The organism is Enterobacter sp. BNK-14, assembly GCF_047456095.1.
In the GTDB taxonomy this organism is placed as follows: domain Bacteria; phylum Pseudomonadota; class Gammaproteobacteria; order Enterobacterales; family Enterobacteriaceae; genus Enterobacter; species Enterobacter kobei.
This window is the reverse complement of record NZ_CP179897.1, coordinates 2,775,201-2,794,121: the sequence shown is the minus strand read 5'-3', so window position 1 is coordinate 2,794,121 and position 18,921 is coordinate 2,775,201. Positions and strand designations below refer to the sequence as shown.

Here is an 18,921-nt window from a genome sequence, read left to right as displayed (position 1 = left end):
CGTGATTTCAAACATTAAGTAGCGAAAAGGTGAATAAATGTTTAAATATTTTTCCCCACCGCTATTTTTCAACTTTCGCTGAAAGCATCGACCTTCGAGCAAAACTGCAAACAGCGCGAAAACGTTGACTACAAAGCGTGCACGAGATCACAAAACACACATTTGCGATAAGGTTGTATTTATCAAAGCCGTAAATCGCACAGGAGTATCTTTCTGAAATCAAAGATAAAATATCGCAACTATTTTCAAAACAGCCCCGTACACAATAAAAACCTTTTATTGACATTCTTAATAAATAATTAACATCACACTCTGATTACAGTCATCCACTTTTAGCAGACTGATATTTTCATAGTTGACTATCTTCACGGTGAATAATAGGCGCAACGTTAACCATAAGAAAAACCATGGTAAAAAAGAGGTTAAATGCTAACGGGTAAATCCATGTGAGTTGTGCTGTTTTTTAACATCACCAGAACAGCACAAATTCCACATTTTTTATTAATTTTTTAAAAATTGTTTGGCTTAATTATCACCAGATGACGTTCACCGTCGAGCTGAGGAATGTTTAATTTCTCGATGGATTCAACGGCAAAACCGTCCGGAAGCTGTTCAATTTCATCACCCGGCAGTTGCCCTTTCAGCGCATAGAAACGCCCTTTCTCTTCTGCGGGCAAATGTTTACACCAGCTCACCATGTCATTGAGTGAAGCAAAGGCGCGGCTGATAACACCGTCAAACGGCGGTTCTGCCGGAAACGCCTCTACCCTGCTTTGAACGGGCGTGATGTTCTCAAGCTTCAGCTCATGCTGAACCTGTCGTAAAAAGCGCACGCGCTTACCGAGGCTGTCCAGCAGCGTGAAATGACTTTCCGGCCGGACAATCGACAGCGGAACCCCTGGCAGACCGGGCCCCGTGCCAACGTCGATAAAACGCTCACCCTTCAGATACGGTGCAACAACGATGCTATCGAGAATATGGCGTACCAGCATCTCGTTGGGGTCGCGTACCGACGTCAGGTTGTACGCTTTGTTCCATTTGTTCAGCATATCGACATAGGCCACCAGCTGGTTTTTCTGGTGATCGGTGAGCGAAATACCTGCCTGATCCAGCAGACGAGAGAGTTTGTTGAGCACGGTGAATACCTGTTGGAAAACTTAGGTGGCGGGTGGCGCTTCGCTTACCCGCCCTACGGGTTCAGTAGGCCCGGTAAGCGCATCGCCACCGGGCAATGTTCTGGGCATTACGCGCTGCGGCGCAGCATACCCTGTTTCTTCAACCACACCAGCAGAATCGAAATCGCGGCGGGCGTAACGCCAGAGATACGTGATGCCTGGCCGATGGATACCGGTTTATGATCGTTCAGCTTAGCGATCACTTCGTTGGAAAGCCCCGTCACCTGACGGTAGTCCAGCATTTCCGGCAGCAACGTGTTTTCGTTACGCTGCTGTTTTTCAATCTCATCCTGTTGGCGCGCGATATAGCCTTCGTACTTCACCTGAATTTCGACCTGTTCAGCGGCTTCGGCATCTTCAAGACCCGGGGCGAACGCGGTGAGTTTCACCAGATTCTCATAGGTCACTTCCGGACGACGCAGCAGATCTTCACCGCTGGCTTCACGTGAGAGCGGCGCAGTTAAGTGAGCGTTCACTTCGGCAGCGGTTTCCGCCTGTGGATTAACCCACGTGGTTTTCAGACGCTGACGTTCCTGTTCAATGCGCTCCAGCTTCTCGTTAAAGCGTGCCCAGCGTTCGTCATCGACCAGACCCAGCTCGCGGCCCATTTCAGTCAGACGCAGGTCGGCGTTATCTTCGCGCAGCATCAGGCGATATTCCGCACGAGAGGTAAACATACGGTACGGTTCTTTAGTGCCCAGGGTGCAGAGATCGTCAACCAGTACGCCCAGATAGGCCTGAGAACGCGCCGGGGCCCAGCCCTCTTTTTCGGCAGAGAAACGGGCAGCGTTCAGACCGGCCAGCAGACCCTGTGCAGCCGCTTCTTCGTAACCGGTGGTGCCGTTAATCTGGCCCGCGAAGAACAGACCGTGGATGAATTTGCTCTCCAGGGTTGGCTTCAGGTCACGCGGGTCGAAGAAATCGTACTCAATAGCGTAGCCAGGGCGAACGATTTTCGCATTCTCCATGCCCTGCATTGAGCGAACAATCTGCATCTGCACATCGAACGGCAGGCTGGTGGAGATACCGTTCGGATAAATTTCGTTTGAGGTTAGCCCTTCCGGCTCCAGGAAGATCTGGTGCTGGTTACGATCGGCAAAGCGCATCACTTTGTCTTCGATCGACGGGCAGTAACGCGGACCGATCCCTTCGATCACACCGGCGTACATTGGGCTGCGATCGAGGTTATTGCGGATCACGTCATGGGTTTTTTCGTTGGTATGCGTGATGTAGCACGGTACCTGCTGCGGATGTTGCGCCGCATTGCCCATGAACGAGAAGACCGGCATCGGGTTATCACCGTGCTGTTGCGCAAGCACGCTGAAATCAATGGTGCGCGCGTCAATACGCGGCGGTGTGCCAGTCTTCAGGCGGCTTACGCGCAGTGGCAGTTCACGCAGACGACGAGAGAGCGGAATGGATGGCGGATCGCCTGCACGGCCACCGCTGTAGTTATCCAGACCAATATGAATTTTCCCGTCCAGGAAGGTGCCGACGGTCAGTACCACCGCTTTGGCGCGGAATTTAAGGCCCATCTGGGTCACAGCACCCACGACGCGATCGTTCTCAACGATAAGATCTTCTACCGCCTGCTGGAAGATCATCAGGTTTGGCTGATTCTCCAGCGCGGTACGTACGGCCTGACGATAAAGCACGCGGTCTGCCTGTGCACGAGTGGCACGCACTGCCGGCCCTTTACTCGCGTTTAGTATCCTAAACTGGATGCCTGCATGATCGATCGCTTTCGCCATCAGGCCGCCAAGCGCATCCACTTCTTTTACCAGGTGTCCTTTCCCAATGCCGCCAATCGCCGGATTACAGGACATTTGTCCCAGCGTGTCGATATTGTGTGTCAAAAGCAGGGTCTGTTGACCCATACGCGCTGCGGCCATTGCGGCCTCAGTGCCTGCGTGACCCCCGCCAATGATGATGACGTCAAAAGGATCCTGATAAAACATGGTGGTCTGCCTCGCGTAAAGCGGTATGAAAATGGATTGAAGCCCGGGCCGTGGATTCTACTCAACTTTAGTCTTTCGAGAAAGCATTGGGATCCTGGGCTATTAAAAAGAAGATCTTTTTATTTAGAGATCTGTTCTATTGTGATCTCTTATTAGGATCGCGTACTTGTGTGGATAAGTCCGATCCGGCAAATAAGATCATGCAGTTAGGAAGGATCGTTTGCTGTGAATGATCGGTGATCCTGGACCGTATAAGCTGGGATCAGATCGCGACTTTATACACAGGCTAAAAACGATACAACAGTTGTTCTTTGGATAACTACGGGTTAATACGAGCTTTTAACCAGAGTTATCCACATCTGATCGCGCGATCTTTAATCGTTTTTGAGTAAATTTTTCCATTCACCCAACCAGATCTCGGCCGGATCCTCCGGAATATCATGATCGAGGATGTTGATCTTGAGTGTTTCACCCAGCTGTTTTGCTCCGCAAGAGGTGATAACAGCTTCGACTTTCTCTATTGCCCCGCAAAAGGTGTCATATTCACGACTGCCGATCCCCACAGCGCCAAAACGGACCTTTGAGAGGTCAGGCTGCTGTTCCTGCAGTTCGTCATATAAAGGTTGCAGGTTATCCGGCAGATCGCCCGCGCCATGCGTGGAGGTGATCAGCAGCCAGACCCCGTCAGTCGGGAGATCTTCAAGCAGCGGTCCGTGCAGGGTTTGTGTTGAAAAGCCCGCATCTTCCAGCTTCTCAGCCAAATGTTCCGCTACATATTCCGCACCACCGAGGGTGCTGCCGCTGATAAGGGTAATGTCCGCCATTGATCGCTCGCTCAGATAAAGAGGGAGATATTGTACGCTGTGAACGAGCTGGGATCTACCTGTGGAAAATGTGGGAATGAATTTGCCCGATCATGGGCGGATGGTACGCATGATCGGGTTTTGCAGGGAGATCAGTGTCTCGGTGGACTGAATTTCATCAATTGTTTGGATCTTGTTGATAAGTACCTGCTGGAGGGCATCGATGGATCGGCACATCACTTTTATAAAGATGCTGTAGTGCCCCGTGGTGTAGTACGCCTCGGTGACCTCATCCAGCGCATTGAGCCTGGCCAGGGCGGAAGGATAGTCTTTTGCGCTTTTAAGAATGATGCCGATAAAGCAGCAGACGTCGTAACCCAGCTGCTTCGGGCTGACGTCAATGCGCGCGCCGGTAATGATCCCCGCCTGCTTCATTTTCTCTACGCGAACGTGAATGGTTCCCGGGCTGACACCAAACTGTTTCGCCAGTTCGGCGTAGGCGGTACGGGCATTGGCCATTAACGCCTCGAGGATGCCGCGGTCGAGATTGTCGATCTGATAATTTTCCATAGCTTTTTCTTATGAAGATTGATGATTCTTTCTATTCTAGCGTCATATTTTATCGATTCAAAAGTGAAGTCGGCTTTTTGTTGTTGAGTTATTGAATTAAGTGCCGGTTCTGTTGCTTAATCATTACCAACAGGACGCAGGAGTATAAATAATGAAAACCGCTTACATCGCAAAACAACGCCAGATCAGTTTCGTTAAATCCCATTTTTCCCGCCAGCTGGAAGAGAAGCTTGGGCTGATTGAGGTTCAGGCACCAATTCTGAGCCGGGTGGGCGACGGGACGCAGGATAACTTGTCTGGATGCGAAAAAGCGGTACAGGTGAAAGTGAAAACACTGCCAGATGCCCAGTTCGAAGTGGTTCATTCCCTGGCGAAGTGGAAGCGTCAAACCCTGGGACAACACGACTTCAGCGCGGGCGAAGGGCTTTACACGCACATGAAAGCCCTTCGCCCCGATGAAGACCGCCTCTCACCTATTCACTCTGTTTACGTTGACCAGTGGGACTGGGAGCGCGTGATGGGTGATGGCGAGCGTCACCTCGGCACGCTGAAATCCACCGTTGAGGCGATCTACGCCGGGATCAAAGCGACTGAAGCGGCCGTGAGCAAAGAGTTTGGTCTGGCACCGTTCCTGCCGGACACGATCCACTTTGTTCATAGCCAGGCACTGTTGAGCCGTTTCCCGGATCTTGATGCCAAAGGCCGTGAACGTGCGATCGCGAAAGAGTTGGGTGCAGTATTCCTGATCGGCATTGGCGGCAAACTCTCTGATGGCAAACGCCACGACGTCCGTGCGCCGGATTATGATGACTGGAGCACCGCGGGCGAGCACGACTATGCCGGGCTGAACGGCGATATCCTGGTCTGGAACCCGGTACTGGAAGATGCATTTGAGCTCTCCTCTATGGGGATCCGCGTGGATGCCGACGCGCTGAAACGCCAGCTGGCGGTGACCGGTGACGAAGATCGTCTCAAATTAGAGTGGCACCAGGCGTTGCTGCGCGGCGAAATGCCGCAGACCATCGGGGGAGGGATCGGCCAGTCCCGTCTGACCATGCTGCTGCTGCAACTGCCGCATATTGGTCAGGTACAGTGTGGCGTCTGGCCGCAGCAGGTGCGTGACAGCGTGGGATCTCTTCTTTAATTAACGCTGCCAGCGTCTGAGCAGACGGCTACGCAACCCGGTATCAAAGCGCCAGATATGATCGAAGATGCGCATGATGCCGGGTTTTCCATGAGCGGACATCGCGACGGCGTGAAAACGGTGCTGATGTACCCGCTGTAACTCCTTCACTTTATTAACCACATCATCCGGCAGTCGCTGGGCGATAAAATCGGAAATGACGACCGCATCGGCGTCGTACCAGTCACCCCCCTGCATCCGCTCAACGATGCTGCGAAAGCAGCTGGCCAGGTCAGTGCCCCCGCGAAAACGCTGGCTTAAAAAACGGATTGCCTGCTCTATTCCCTGCTGGTTCGTCAGCTCATAACCCACGACTTCGCTGGAGAAGAGCATGATGAAGCAGCGACGGCGGTCGGCGAGCGCCACGCGCATCAGTGCCAGGCAAAACGCTTTTGCACACTGTTCGTTAAATCCGCCCATCGAACCGGACGTATCCACACAAACAATAAACGGCCCGCGCGGCTGTTCATCAAAATCCTGATGGACGACCGGACGCTGGCTAAGTTTCTCGCGCCACGCTTCGCCGTGCAGCCGGTAGGTAAGAAGCTGTTTTTCCACCAGCCGACGGTAGAACTCATACTCCAGCTCGGTCATTCCCAGCGTGCTCAGTTCGGTGGGCAGCAGGCGCAGAATGTCATCGCTCTGCTGGAGCCCGTCGACCTGTTCTGGCACGGTTGCCGGTTCACGCACCAGGGTGCGGAAGGTTTCCATCGGGGCATCCTTCTTTGGAACTGATTTTGCCTCCCTTGAGCGCCCCAGCTGTTCAGCAAGCTTCATCAATTCCGGCTGCTGCGCCAGAAAATCGCCGTATTTGACGATCAACTGGTAATCTCCGCGTTTGAGCTGACCGGCACTCATGTCCCAGAGACGTCCTGCGGCGTTTTCATTTTCCACCAGCACCTGCTCAAGCTGACCGCTTAAGGTCATGCGTTCCTGAACTTCACTGAGCAGCTGTTCACGTTCTTCATCCAGCAACTGCTGGTTTAACGTTGTGGCCTGAACCACCAGACTGAGGCGCCAGCGTTGTAAAAAGAGAGTATGCAGTGCGGGGGTAAAGGTGGCGTTATCCGTGACCAGCGCCCGGGCCTGGCTGGCAAACGGAGAGTGGACGTTATCGAGTACTGCCAGGGTTTGTGGGAGCTGGACGATAAACTGCGTCGTGGAGAGCCGTTGACACTGTTGATAGGCCGCGACTTCCTCCGTCAGTTCCGGCGGAACTTCAGTCTCTTTGAATCGCTGTCGCAGATTATCTCGCCAGCGCGGAAGATCGTCGGTCATCGCCTTTTTGAGCTTCGGGAATTTTTCAAAAAACGCCGCCAGCTGTGGCGACGCCAGAAGGGTAATCACCACCTCCTCGATCAACCCTTCCTCGCTGACCGCCAGCATCACGTTGAGCGTGTCCAGCGTTAGCATTGACGCGCCTGTTTGATCTGCGCGCTGACATCCTGCAGGCTGGCTTCGATGCGACCTAACCAGTCGCTATGAATAAAGAGGCATTTTTGCTGCTCGCTAAAGCGGGTGTGCTGCTGGTGCCATTCGGTATCCAGGGCGTCCAACTGCTGTTTGATCTCTTCCGGCACGCTGTCAGAAGCGGTGCCAGGAAGCGCAAGACGCGAGCCCTGCAGGCTGACGTCGCGGATTACCAGGTGCTGGCTGCTGTCTACTTCCATCGTGAGCGGCTGCGCGAAACCGATGCCGTTGAGTTTTCCGCGGATCTCACCGCCTTTGTCGAGCCACTGAGACAGCGCCTCGCGCTCAACCGTAATGTGTACCACCTGCATATCATGCAGTTTGAGCGGCTGCTGGAGCAGCAGCGTTAGCGTCGTACCGGTCAGATCGGCGGGGAGTTCGTAATGCGGTTTGCGGGCGAACATACCGCCCAGACGATTGACTTTCAGCGCCGTTTTATCACTTTGCTGCTGTTGGAGCTGGATGCGGCGTTGAGTAATCGCCCCCAGCTGGTTGAGCATCGCCTGCTGCCCCCATGCGTGTCCGGTCATCAATACGTCCAGCTGCTGCTGCATCAGGTTCATGCCTTCTGCGTCGTGCCAGAGGCAGTCTTTCAGCAGGATCAGATCGATGGGCGCGACGGCATCACGACCGCTGAACAGGGCGCTCGCCTGGAGCAGACGAATCGCCTTTTTCCAGCGACGGTCCGAGACATACGGTGCGGAAGGAAGTAAATCAAGCTGCTGGCGCAGCATGAAGATCAGTTCAAAAACGGCATCGGGCAGTTTAATTTTGCCGATATCTTCCTGCCACTGGTGATACTCCTCGTCCGTCACCTGCAAAGAAGCCGCCACCGGGTTTTCGTTCTCATCCTGCTGGCTGACCAGCATAGAGCGGAAGTTTGACTTGTCCTGGACTTTATCGAGCCACAGGCGGATCAGCATACGGTCATACAGCGCTTCCAGGCTGCTGTCGGCTTCGGGCAGTTCGTTTGACGCGGCCACCAGCAGACGCATGGGGATTTTCTCTTCGCTGGCCCCGTTGCGAAACCGGCGTTCGTTAATCGCCGTGAGCAGGGTGTTCAGAATTGCCGGGCCTGCTTTCCAGATCTCATCGAGAAAGACAATTTCTGCTTCCGGAAGATAACCCGCCGTCAGACGCTCATAACGCCCCTCGTCTTTGAGGGCCTGAATAGAGAGCGGACCGAAAACCTCTTCGGGGGTGGAAAAGCGCGTCATGAGATATTCAAAGGCGCGAGCATTCTGAAAAGCGAACTTCAGGCGGCGTGCGATCAGGCTTTTGGCAATGCCCGGCGGACCCAGCAGAAACACGCTTTCACCGCTCAACGCTGCCAGTAAGCAAAGGCGAATGGCGTGGCTACGCTCGAAAAGGCCTTTCTCTAGCGCACTGCTGAGGCGGGAAATTCTTTCTGCTAATAAATGTGAGTGAGCCATAATAGTTTTGCATCCTTTCGCCGTCGTGGCGGCCAATTGAAGCGAGTATAGACGTTTCAGTCAGAGCTGGTAATAGGCTGAAGTGCGGCGCAATTTTCTTTGCGCTACATTAATGCGGTTGCATTTAGGGGTTCGATTTTGCAACGAATCGTGCATACTGTGCGCTTTTTGTGGGCCAAGGGACCGGGAACACATTTGTTATTTAAACGAAAAGACTAGTCTATGAGCACTGATAATAAGCAATCATTACCCGCAATAACGCTTGCTGCGATCGGGGTTGTCTACGGTGATATCGGTACCAGCCCGCTTTATACGCTTCGTGAATGTCTGTCCGGCCAGTTTGGCTTTGGTGTTGAGCGTGATGCCGTGTTTGGCTTCTTGTCACTCATCTTCTGGCTGCTGATCCTGGTTGTTTCTGTTAAATATCTCTCCTTCGTTATGCGTGCAGATAACGCTGGCGAAGGCGGGATCCTGACCCTCATGTCCCTTGCCGGGCGCAACACCTCCGCCAGAATGACGTCCGTGCTGGTGATTATCGGCCTGATCGGCGGCAGTTTCTTCTACGGAGAGGTGGTTATCACACCCGCCATTTCGGTCCTCTCGGCGATAGAGGGCCTGGAGATTATTGCGCCACAGCTCGATACGTGGGTGGTTCCGCTGGCGATAATCGTATTAACGCTGCTGTTTGCGATCCAGAAGCACGGTACCGGGCTGGTGGGTAAACTGTTTGCGCCGATTATGCTGGCCTGGTTCCTGATCCTCGCGGCCCTCGGTTTGCGCAGCATTATTGCTAACCCTGAAGTGCTGCATGCCCTGAATCCTTACTGGGCCGTGCATTTCTTCCTCGAATATAAAGTTGTTTCCTTCGTGGCGCTTGGCGCGGTCGTGCTCTCCATCACTGGCGTTGAGGCGTTGTATGCCGATATGGGGCACTTCGGGAAACTGCCTATCCGCGTGGCATGGTTTATTGTGGTGCTGCCGTCGCTGGTGCTGAACTACTTCGGTCAGGGCGCGCTGCTGCTCAAGAACCCGGAAGCGATTAAGAACCCGTTCTTCCTGCTGGCGCCTGACTGGGCGCTGGTACCGATGCTGATTCTGGCGACGCTGGCGACCGTCATTGCTTCTCAGGCGGTGATTTCGGGGGTGTTCTCTCTGACGCGCCAGGCCGTGCGTCTGGGGTATCTCTCGCCAATGCGCATCATCCATACTTCTGAGATGGAGTCGGGTCAGATCTACATTCCGTTCGTTAACTGGCTGCTCTATTTCGCGGTTGTGATTGTTATCGTGAGCTTTGAGCACTCCAGTAACCTGGCGGCGGCGTACGGTATTGCGGTAACCGGTACGATGGTGCTGACATCGCTTCTTTCCACCACCGTGGCGTACCGAAACTGGCACTGGAATAAATTCCTTGTGGCAATGATTCTGGTGGGCTTCCTGTGCATCGACGTACCGTTGTTCTCTGCGAACCTCGACAAGATTGTCTCCGGCGGCTGGCTGCCGCTGACGCTGGGTCTGGTGATGTTCATCGTGATGACCACGTGGAAGAGCGAGCGCTTCCGTCTGCTGCGTCGTATGCATGAGCACGGTAACTCTCTGGAGGCGATGATCGCTTCCCTGGAGAAATCCCCGCCGGTGCGCGTGCCGGGAACGGCGGTGTATATGTCTCGTGCCCTGAACGTCATCCCGTTCGCGCTGATGCATAACCTCAAGCACAACAAGGTTCTGCACGAGCGCGTGATCCTGCTGACGTTGCGTACCGAAGATGCGCCGTACGTTCACAACGTGCGTCGCGTGCAAATCGAGCAGCTGTCCCCGACATTCTGGCGCGTGGTGGCGAGTTACGGCTGGCGCGAAACGCCAAATGTCGAAGAGGTGTTCCACCGCTGCGGTCTTGAAGGGTTAAGTTGCCGGATGATGGAGACGTCGTTCTTTATGTCGCACGAGTCGCTGATTATCGGCAAGCGTCCCTGGTATTTGCGCCTGCGCGGTAAGCTTTATCTTATCCTGCAGCGTAACGCCCTGCGTGCGCCTGACCAGTTTGAGATCCCGCCTAACCGCGTGATTGAGCTGGGAACGCAGGTCGAGATTTAAGTCCTTCTGCGGGCTGATGCCCTCACCCCGCCCCTCTCCCACAGGGAGAGGGCGCAAACATAAAAAACGGTAACCTGACGGTTACCGTTTTGCATTTACCTCCCCCTCTATTTCACTTAGCGAAACGTTTCGACGTTGATCACAAATCTGTTACGCCATGATGGTTTTCTGAACACTCTTGCGGCTACACTCTTTTTAGCGAAACGTTTCGCTAGTGGAGCAGAAAATGAAGAAAGGCACAGTTCTCAACTCAGAAATCTCATCGGTCATTTCCCGTCTTGGTCATACCGATACGCTGGTGGTTTGCGATGCAGGCTTACCGGTTCCGCGCAGCACAACCCGTATTGATATGGCGTTAACGCAGGGAGTTCCTTCGTTTATGCAGGTACTGGATGTGGTGACGTCGGAGATGCAGGTTGAGGCGGCCATTCTCGCGGCGGAAATCAAACAACATAATCCGCAACTCCACGAAACGTTGCTTAAGTTTATTGAGCAACTGCAGCAACACCAGGGAAACACCATAGAAATTCGTTACACAACGCACGAGCAGTTCAAACAACAAACCGCAGACAGTCAGGCGGTGATTCGCAGCGGGGAGTGTTCCCCGTATGCGAATATCATTCTCTGTGCTGGCGTCACCTTCTGAGGCCATCATGGACGCATTACTGCAACTCAAGGGGATCGATAAATCGTTCCCGGGCGTAAAAGCCCTCTCCGGTGCGGCGCTGAATGTCTACTCCGGTCGCGTGATGGCGCTGGTGGGCGAAAACGGTGCGGGCAAATCCACCATGATGAAAGTGCTGACCGGGATCTACCAGCGTGATGCCGGTTCGCTGCTCTGGCTGGGTAAAGAGACCACCTTTAACGGCCCGAAATCTTCTCAGGAAGCGGGTATCGGTATCATCCACCAGGAGCTAAACCTGATCCCGCAGCTCACCATTGCGGAGAACATCTTCCTCGGCCGTGAGTTTGTGAACCGGTTTGGCAAAATCGACTGGAAAACCATGTACGCCGAAGCGGACAAGCTGCTCGCGAAGCTGAACCTGCGCTTTAAGAGCGACCGTCTGGTAGGCGAGCTCTCCATCGGCGATCAGCAGATGGTGGAAATCGCGAAGGTGCTGAGCTTTGAATCCAAAGTCATCATCATGGATGAGCCGACCGACGCTCTGACTGATACCGAAACCGAATCCCTGTTCCGCGTGATCCGCGAGCTGAAATCGCAGGGACGTGGGATTGTCTATATTTCTCACCGCATGAAAGAGATCTTCGAGATTTGCGATGACGTCACCGTCTTCCGCGACGGGCAGTTTATTGCCGAGCGCGAAGTGGCGACGCTGACCGAAGATACGCTCATCGAAATGATGGTGGGACGTAAGCTGGAAGATCAGTATCCGCGTCTGGATAAAGCACCGGGTGAGATCCGCCTGAAGGTGGATAACCTCTGCGGTCCGGGCGTTCACGATGTGACCTTTACCCTGCGCCAGGGTGAGATCCTCGGTGTCGCGGGTCTGATGGGCGCGGGACGTACCGAACTGATGAAAGTGCTCTACGGCGCACTGCCGCGCACCAGCGGTTATGTCACCCTCGACGGTCATGAAGTGGTGACGCGCTCTCCGCAGGATGGACTGGCGAACGGTATCGTCTATATCTCTGAAGACCGCAAGCGCGACGGTTTAGTGCTGGGCATGTCGGTAAAAGAGAACATGTCGCTTACCGCGCTGCGCTATTTCAGCCGCAGCGGCGGCAGCCTTAAGCATAAAGACGAGCAGCAGGCGGTCAGTGATTTTATCCGTCTTTTTAACGTCAAAACGCCGTCAATGGAGCAGGCGATTGGCCTGTTGTCCGGTGGTAATCAGCAGAAAGTGGCGATTGCCCGCGGGCTGATGACGCGCCCGAAAGTCTTGATCCTCGACGAGCCAACCCGCGGCGTAGACGTGGGCGCAAAGAAAGAGATCTATCAGCTGATTAACCAGTTCAAGGCCGACGGGCTGAGCATCATTCTGGTCTCTTCCGAGATGCCAGAAGTATTAGGCATGAGCGATCGCATTATCGTCATGCATGAAGGGCATCTCGGCGGTGAATTCACTCGCGAGCAGGCCACCCAGGAAGTTCTGATGGCTGCCGCTGTGGGCAAGCTTAATCGCGTGAATCAGGAGTAAGAAGATGACTACCCAGGCTGTTTCTGGTCGCCGCTATTTCACAAAGGCATGGCTGATGGAACAAAAATCGCTGATTGCCCTGCTGGTGCTGATCGCGATTGTGTCGACCATGAGCCCGAATTTCTTCACCGTTAATAACCTCTTCAACATTCTGCAGCAGACGTCTGTGAACGCCATTATGGCGGTCGGGATGACGCTGGTGATTTTGACCTCGGGTATCGATCTGTCCGTCGGTTCCCTGCTGGCGCTCACCGGTGCGATCGCCGCTTCGCTTGTCGGGATTGAAGTCAACGCGCTGGTGGCGGTTGCCGCTGCACTGGCAGCAGGCGCGGCGATTGGCGCTGTAACCGGCGTAATCGTGGCAAAAGGGCGTGTTCAGGCGTTTATCGCCACGCTGGTAATGATGCTGCTGCTGCGCGGTGTGACCATGGTCTACACCAACGGTAGCCCGGTCAATACCGGGTTTACGGATAATGCCGATCTGTTTGGCTGGTTCGGTATTGGCCGTCCGCTGGGCGTCCCGACGCCGGTCTGGATCATGGCTATCGTCTTCCTGGCGGCGTGGTACATGCTGCATCACACTCGTCTGGGTCGTTACATTTATGCGCTGGGCGGTAACGAAGCGGCAACGCGTCTGTCCGGTATTAGCGTCAATAAAGTCAAAATTATCGTTTACTCCCTGTGCGGCCTGCTGGCCTCTCTGGCGGGCATCATCGAAGTGGCGCGTCTTTCTTCTGCGCAGCCAACGGCGGGTACGGGCTATGAACTGGATGCCATCGCGGCGGTGGTTCTGGGCGGTACGAGTCTGGCGGGCGGTAAAGGTCGCATTGTTGGGACATTGATCGGCGCACTGATCCTCGGTTTCCTGAATAATGGTTTGAATTTGTTAGGTGTTTCCTCCTATTACCAGATGATCGTTAAGGCAGTGGTGATTTTGCTGGCGGTACTGGTAGACAACAAAAAACAGTAACTGACGACACTACAGGACATCTTAGATATGAACATGAAAAAACTGGCTACTCTGGTTTCCGCTGTCGCGCTGAGCGCAACCGTAAGTGCTAACGCCATGGCGAAAGACACCATCGCGCTGGTTGTCTCTACCCTTAACAACCCGTTCTTCGTCTCCCTGAAGGATGGTGCGCAGAAAGAAGCTGACAAGCTGGGTTACAACCTGGTCGTGCTGGATTCTCAGAACAACCCGGCGAAAGAGCTGGCGAACGTTCAGGACTTAACCGTTCGTGGCACCAAAATCCTGCTGATCAACCCAACCGATTCTGACGCCGTAGGTAACGCCGTTAAAATGGCAAACCAGGCGAAAATTCCGGTGATCACGCTGGACCGTCAGGCGAACAAAGGCGATGTAGTCAGCCACATCGCGTCTGATAACGTGCTGGGCGGTAAAATCGCCGGTGATTACATTGCGAAGAAAGCCGGTGAAGGCGCCAAAGTCATCGAACTGCAGGGGATTGCCGGGACGTCCGCAGCGCGTGAGCGTGGCGAAGGCTTCCAGCAAGCTGTTGCTGCACACAAATTCAACGTCCTGGCGAGCCAGCCAGCAGACTTCGACCGTACTAAAGGTCTGAACGTTATGCAGAACCTGCTGACCGCACATCCTGACGTGCAGGCTGTGTTTGCACAGAACGATGAGATGGCGCTGGGTGCGCTGCGTGCCCTGCAGACTGCAGGTAAATCTGATGTGATGGTTGTCGGATTTGACGGTACGCCGGATGGTGAAAAAGCGGTAAATGATGGCAAACTGGCTGCGACCATCGCTCAGCTGCCTGAGCAGATTGGCGCGACTGGCGTACAAACTGCCGACAAAGTGCTGAAGGGCGAAAAAGTTCAGGCCAAATACCCTGTTGACCTGAAGCTGGTCATCAAGCAGTAAAAGGCGAATCAGGCAGTCGCTGGCTGCCTGAGGGACACCAATAAAGAAAAGTGTGGCATACGCCACCGGTTAACACCGGTGGCGCTCTCAGATGGACAATCCAACCATGAAAACCGCAGGTAACCTCGTCGTCCTTGGCAGTATCAATGCCGATCACATTCTTAACCTTGAATTATTCCCTGCACCGGGCGAAACCGTCACGGGTAATCAGTACCAGGTAGCATTTGGCGGTAAGGGCGCAAACCAGGCCGTCGCCGCCGGACGCAGTGGGGCGAATATTGCGTTTATCGCCTGCACGGGTGATGACGATACCGGTGAGCGCGTACGTAAACAGCTGGCCAGCGATAATATTGATATCGCGCCGGTCAGCGTTGTTGCGGGGGAGTCTACCGGCGTGGCGCTGATTTTCGTCAACGCTGAAGGTGAGAATGTCATCGGTATTCATGCGGGTGCTAACGCTGCGCTGACGACGGCGCGCGTAGAAGCGCAACGAGCACTCATCGGTGGAGCCGAAGCCCTGCTGATGCAGCTGGAGTCACCGGTTGAAAGCGTGCTGGCCGCCGCCAAAATTGCGCATGAAAACCATACCACTGTCGTACTTAACCCTGCTCCAGCCCGTGTATTATCAGACGAGTTGTTGGCGCTGGTGGACATCATTACGCCAAACGAAACCGAAGCGGAAAAGCTGACGGGCATTCGTGTTGAAAATGATGATAATGCCGCGCGTGCGGCGAAAGTGTTGCATGAAAAGGGCATCGGGACCGTTATCATTACTCTTGGCAGCCGTGGGGTGTGGGCAAGCGTAAACGGCGAAGGGCGTCGCGTGCCGGGCTTCAGGGTTAAAGCCATTGATACGATTGCCGCAGGCGATACCTTCAACGGTGCGCTGGTGACGGCGCTGCTGGAAGGCAAAGTGATGGATGATGCGATCCGCTTTGCGCATGCCGCCGCCGCAATTGCGGTGACGCGTAAAGGGGCACAGCCTTCCGTACCGTGGCGCAAAGAGATCGATGAATTCTTAAGTCAGCAGGGGTAACGCTTGGCTACGATGAAAGATGTCGCCCGCATGGCGGGCGTTTCTACTTCGACTGTCTCTCACGTTATTAATAACGATCGTTTCGTTAGCGAGGCGATTCGGGAGAAAGTCGAAGCCGCAGTAAAAGATCTCAACTATGCGCCGTCGGCGCTGGCGCGCAGCCTTAAGCTTAACCAGACGCGCACCATCGGTATGCTGATCACCGCCAGTACCAACCCTTTTTATTCTGAACTTGTTCGCGGCGTAGAGCGCAGCTGCTTCGAGCGTGGCTACAGTCTGGTGCTGTGCAATACCGAGGGTGATGAACAGCGCATGAACCGTAACCTGGAAACGCTGATGCAAAAACGCGTCGACGGGTTATTGCTGCTCTGTACCGAAACCCATCAACCGTCGAAAGAGATTATCCAGCGCTACCCTTCAATTCCTACGGTGATGATGGACTGGGCGCCGTTCGATGGGACCAGCGATCTGATTCAGGATAATTCCCTGCTGGGCGGCGACATGGCAACTCAGCATCTGATCGATAAAGGTCATACCCGCATCGCCTGCATTACCGGCCCGCTGGATAAAACCCCGGCGCGCTTGCGTCTGGAAGGTTATCTCTCGGCGATGGAACGCGCGGGTCTTGCCATCCCTGACGGCTACCGGATCACCGGTGATTTCGAATTTAACGGCGGCTTTGAGGCGATGCAGACATTGCTGATGCAAGAGCCGCGTCCGCAGGCGGTATTTATCGGTAACGATGCGATGGCATTTGGTGCTTATCAGGCGTTGTATCAGGCGGGGTTACGCGTTCCGGACGATATGGCGATCATTGGCTACGATGATATCGAACTGGCGCGCTACATGACGCCGCCGCTGACCACCATTCATCAGCCGAAAGATGAACTGGGTGAGCTGGCCATTGATGTGTTGATCCACCGAATGGCGCAGCCCACGCTGCAACAGCAACGTCTGCAGCTTACTCCTGTTCTGATGGAACGGGGTTCGGTTTAGCCTTTGCTTTGTGGCGCTCTTTGATCAGGTTTCGGCCGTCTTTCGGTTTTAACAGCATAAAGACCAGCGCCGATACCACCGTGAGTGCGCCCATCGTAATAAAGGTATAGTGGAACTGCTCAACGGTATTCGCGCTGTCAAAACCCTCATAAAAGCGCAGCACTGCTGCACTTACCGCCACCCCTAAACTGATCGACAGCTGCTGCGTTACCGCCAGCACGCTGTTGCCGCTACTGGCATTGTCGTCAGTCAGATCGGCAAGGGTAATGGTGTTCATCGACGTAAATTGCGTCGACATTGCCATGCCCAGCACAAACAACGGCAGGATCAGCATCCAGACGGGAAGAGAGGCGGATTGCAGAGAGAATTGCGCAATCATCAGGCCGATAAAGATCGTCACGCCAACCAGCGTCTTACGATAGCCAAACCAGCGCAGTACCTGCGTAACGGTTGATTTTGCCAGAATTGAACCCATTGCCGTGGGCGCCATCATGCAGCCGGCAATCAGGGCCGGATAGCCAAAACCTACCTGCAACATCAATGGCATCAGGAACGGTACGCATCCTGTCCCCAGGCGTGAAGCTATGTTTCCTGCAATCCCGACGGAGAAGGTCCGGGTGTTAAACAGCGATAAAGAGATAAGCGGTGTCGGGTGGCGACGCGCATGACGTATATAAAGAAGGAAAAGCAGAATACCGCTGAGGATGACGGCCAGTGCCAGCCACGTTTCAACGATTTTCTCACCAAACAGCTCCATCCCGCTGGAGAACAGCACCAGGCTCAGACCAAACAGGAAAAATCCGCCCATATCGAAGCTGCGTCTTGGCGTGGTGAAGTTGGGCATATATTTGCGAGCGTAGAACAGCCCTGCCACACCAATCGGGATATTAATCAGGAAGATCCAGTGCCAGCTTGCCCAGGTCACAAACACGCCGCCGAGTACCGGGCCCAGTATCGGGCCGACGAGGCCCGGCATGGTGACGAAGTTGAGCACGGGAAGCAGCTCGCTGCGTGGGTAGGCACGCAGCAATGCCAGGCGCGCCACGGGCATCATCATCGCGCCGCCAATGCCCTGTAACACGCGGAAGATAACCAGCTCTGTTAAGGATGTGGAGAGCGCGCAGGCCAGCGAACCCAGGGTAAAGAGCGTTACGGCCAGCATGAAAACTCTGCGGGTACCGAAGCGGTCAGCCAGCCAGCCGCTTACCGGGATCAGCATCGCCACCGTCAGGGTATAGCTGATGATGGCGGATTGCATTGCCAGCGGGGAGCGGTTGAGGCTTTGTGCAATGGCGGGAAGCGCTGTGTTGAGGATGGTGGCATCCAGTGCCTGCATAAAGAACGCCATGGCTGCAATCCACGGCAATCCGGCCATGCTGCGCGCTTTTTTCTTTGTCATTTATCTACCTGCTGGTGGGTTGGCGCGGCCAGCAATGCCTGGCACGCACTCAGGGCTCGCTGCCCGTCGCTCTCCTGAATGGCATCCACTATCGCCTGATGCAAATCCAGCTTTACCACTTCGTCTTGTGTAATAGAGGAAAAGTAGGTGTGGTACACCGAATGGAATAACGAGGCAAAGGAGGTCAGGAAGGGATTGGCGCTCATCATATAGATATGTTCATGCCAGGCCATATCGACCTCAACCCAGCGTTCCCGGTTGAAGTGTTTTTTCAGGAATACCATTTCTTCCATCAACGCGTTAAGTTGCGCTTTCTGCTCTGCTGTTCCGAGCGTGGCGGCAAGCAGGCAGGCCTGGGGTTCAAGGCTGCTACGCATCACGAGGAAGTGATCGACCACCTGATGAAAGTTATCTTCGGTCATCCACCAGGAGAGCAGCTCCTGATCGAGAAAATTCCAGTTACTCTGCGGCATCACGCGCGTACCAATGCGCGGGCGCGGGAGAACCATCCCTTTTGCCGTCAGGGTTTTCACCGCTTCACGAACGGCGGTACGGCTCACCCCAAACTGCTCGCCCAACTCCATTTCACCCGGCAGGATGCTGCCCGGGGCATATTTTCCCGCTAAAATCCGCTGCGCCAGCTTTTCTGCCAGCACATAGGAGAGGTTTTTTTGGGCGGCCAGCTGTTGTGCGCTTAATGGCATCGCGTTTATTCCTTAATGTTTCATGCTGATAATTATGCCACCTCGAATGTGATTGT

General features: G+C 54.4%; 16 protein-coding genes. 8 read left to right on the top strand and 8 right to left on the bottom strand.

Annotated elements, in window-relative coordinates:
* Positions 1-509: 509 nt before the first annotated feature.
* From rsmG to asnC, 4 genes are all read right to left on the bottom strand, one after another.
* On the bottom strand, positions 510-1,136 hold the full coding sequence (gene rsmG / locus ACMGGM_RS13305) for a 16S rRNA (guanine(527)-N(7))-methyltransferase RsmG (protein WP_014881881.1): 627 nt from the start codon (positions 1,134-1,136) through the stop codon (positions 510-512).
* A gap of 107 nt (positions 1,137-1,243) precedes the next feature.
* Positions 1,244-3,133 carry a tRNA uridine-5-carboxymethylaminomethyl(34) synthesis enzyme MnmG gene (gene mnmG, locus ACMGGM_RS13300; RefSeq protein ID WP_008500196.1) on the bottom strand — a complete coding sequence of 630 codons (1,890 nt, stop codon included), beginning with the start codon at positions 3,131-3,133 and terminating at the stop codon, positions 1,244-1,246.
* Positions 3,134-3,507: 374 nt separating this feature from the next.
* Positions 3,508-3,957, bottom strand: a complete 450-nt coding sequence (gene mioC, locus ACMGGM_RS13295) for an FMN-binding protein MioC (protein ID WP_045134507.1) — start codon at positions 3,955-3,957, stop codon at positions 3,508-3,510.
* A 90-nt stretch (positions 3,958-4,047) separates the two neighbouring features.
* Complete coding sequence (gene asnC, locus ACMGGM_RS13290) at positions 4,048-4,506, bottom strand: transcriptional regulator AsnC (protein ID WP_014881879.1); 459 nt, start codon at positions 4,504-4,506, stop codon at positions 4,048-4,050.
* 151 nt (positions 4,507-4,657) lie between these two features.
* Between asnC and asnA the strand changes: the two genes are divergently transcribed.
* A complete protein-coding gene (asnA, locus tag ACMGGM_RS13285; RefSeq protein ID WP_023331652.1) occupies positions 4,658-5,650 on the top strand; it encodes an aspartate--ammonia ligase in 993 nt (330 codons plus the stop codon).
* Here asnA and viaA read toward each other — a convergent pair whose 3' ends face one another.
* The gene (viaA, locus tag ACMGGM_RS13280) at positions 5,651-7,102 is read right to left on the bottom strand and encodes an ATPase RavA stimulator ViaA (protein WP_023331651.1); all 1,452 of its coding nucleotides are present in this window, start codon (positions 7,100-7,102) and stop codon (positions 5,651-5,653) included.
* Entirely contained in the window at positions 7,096-8,592 is a 1,497-nt protein-coding gene (gene ravA, locus ACMGGM_RS13275; protein ID WP_045269671.1) for an ATPase RavA, read from the bottom strand. The genes viaA and ravA overlap by 7 nt, the downstream gene beginning before the upstream one ends.
* Positions 8,593-8,814: 222 nt before the next feature.
* Here ravA and kup point away from each other — a divergent pair, with 222 nt between their 5' ends.
* The 7 genes from kup to rbsR all read left to right on the top strand — a co-directional run bounded on the left by kup (position 8,815) and on the right by rbsR (position 16,762).
* Positions 8,815-10,683, top strand: coding sequence for a low affinity potassium transporter Kup (gene kup, locus ACMGGM_RS13270; protein ID WP_014881875.1), 1,869 nt, complete (start codon positions 8,815-8,817; stop codon positions 10,681-10,683).
* Between the two features lie 226 nt (positions 10,684-10,909).
* A complete protein-coding gene (rbsD, locus tag ACMGGM_RS13265) occupies positions 10,910-11,329 on the top strand; it encodes a D-ribose pyranase (protein WP_014881874.1) in 420 nt (139 codons plus the stop codon).
* Positions 11,330-11,336: 7 nt separating this feature from the next.
* Positions 11,337-12,842, top strand: coding sequence for a ribose ABC transporter ATP-binding protein RbsA (gene rbsA / locus ACMGGM_RS13260; RefSeq protein WP_023336493.1), 1,506 nt, complete (start codon positions 11,337-11,339; stop codon positions 12,840-12,842).
* A 4-nt stretch (positions 12,843-12,846) separates the two neighbouring features.
* Complete coding sequence (gene rbsC / locus ACMGGM_RS13255; protein WP_014881872.1) at positions 12,847-13,812, top strand: ribose ABC transporter permease; 966 nt, start codon at positions 12,847-12,849, stop codon at positions 13,810-13,812.
* Between the two features lie 27 nt (positions 13,813-13,839).
* Complete coding sequence (gene rbsB, locus ACMGGM_RS13250; protein WP_014881871.1) at positions 13,840-14,730, top strand: ribose ABC transporter substrate-binding protein RbsB; 891 nt, start codon at positions 13,840-13,842, stop codon at positions 14,728-14,730.
* Between the two features lie 106 nt (positions 14,731-14,836).
* Positions 14,837-15,766 (top strand): ribokinase, encoded by a 930-nt coding sequence (gene rbsK, locus ACMGGM_RS13245; protein WP_045134511.1) that lies wholly within the window; start codon positions 14,837-14,839, stop codon positions 15,764-15,766.
* Positions 15,767-15,769: 3 nt separating this feature from the next.
* A complete protein-coding gene (gene rbsR, locus ACMGGM_RS13240; RefSeq protein ID WP_014881869.1) occupies positions 15,770-16,762 on the top strand; it encodes a ribose operon transcriptional repressor RbsR in 993 nt (330 codons plus the stop codon).
* On the opposite strand, the gene mdtD is transcribed toward rbsR, so the two are convergent.
* Entirely contained in the window at positions 16,728-18,161 is a 1,434-nt protein-coding gene (mdtD, locus tag ACMGGM_RS13235) for a multidrug transporter subunit MdtD (RefSeq protein ID WP_045134508.1), read from the bottom strand. The genes rbsR and mdtD overlap by 35 nt on opposite strands.
* Positions 18,158-18,865 carry a FadR/GntR family transcriptional regulator gene (locus ACMGGM_RS13230; protein ID WP_014881867.1) on the bottom strand — a complete coding sequence of 236 codons (708 nt, stop codon included), beginning with the start codon at positions 18,863-18,865 and terminating at the stop codon, positions 18,158-18,160. The genes mdtD and ACMGGM_RS13230 overlap by 4 nt, the downstream gene beginning before the upstream one ends.
* Positions 18,866-18,921: the final 56 nt, after the last annotated feature.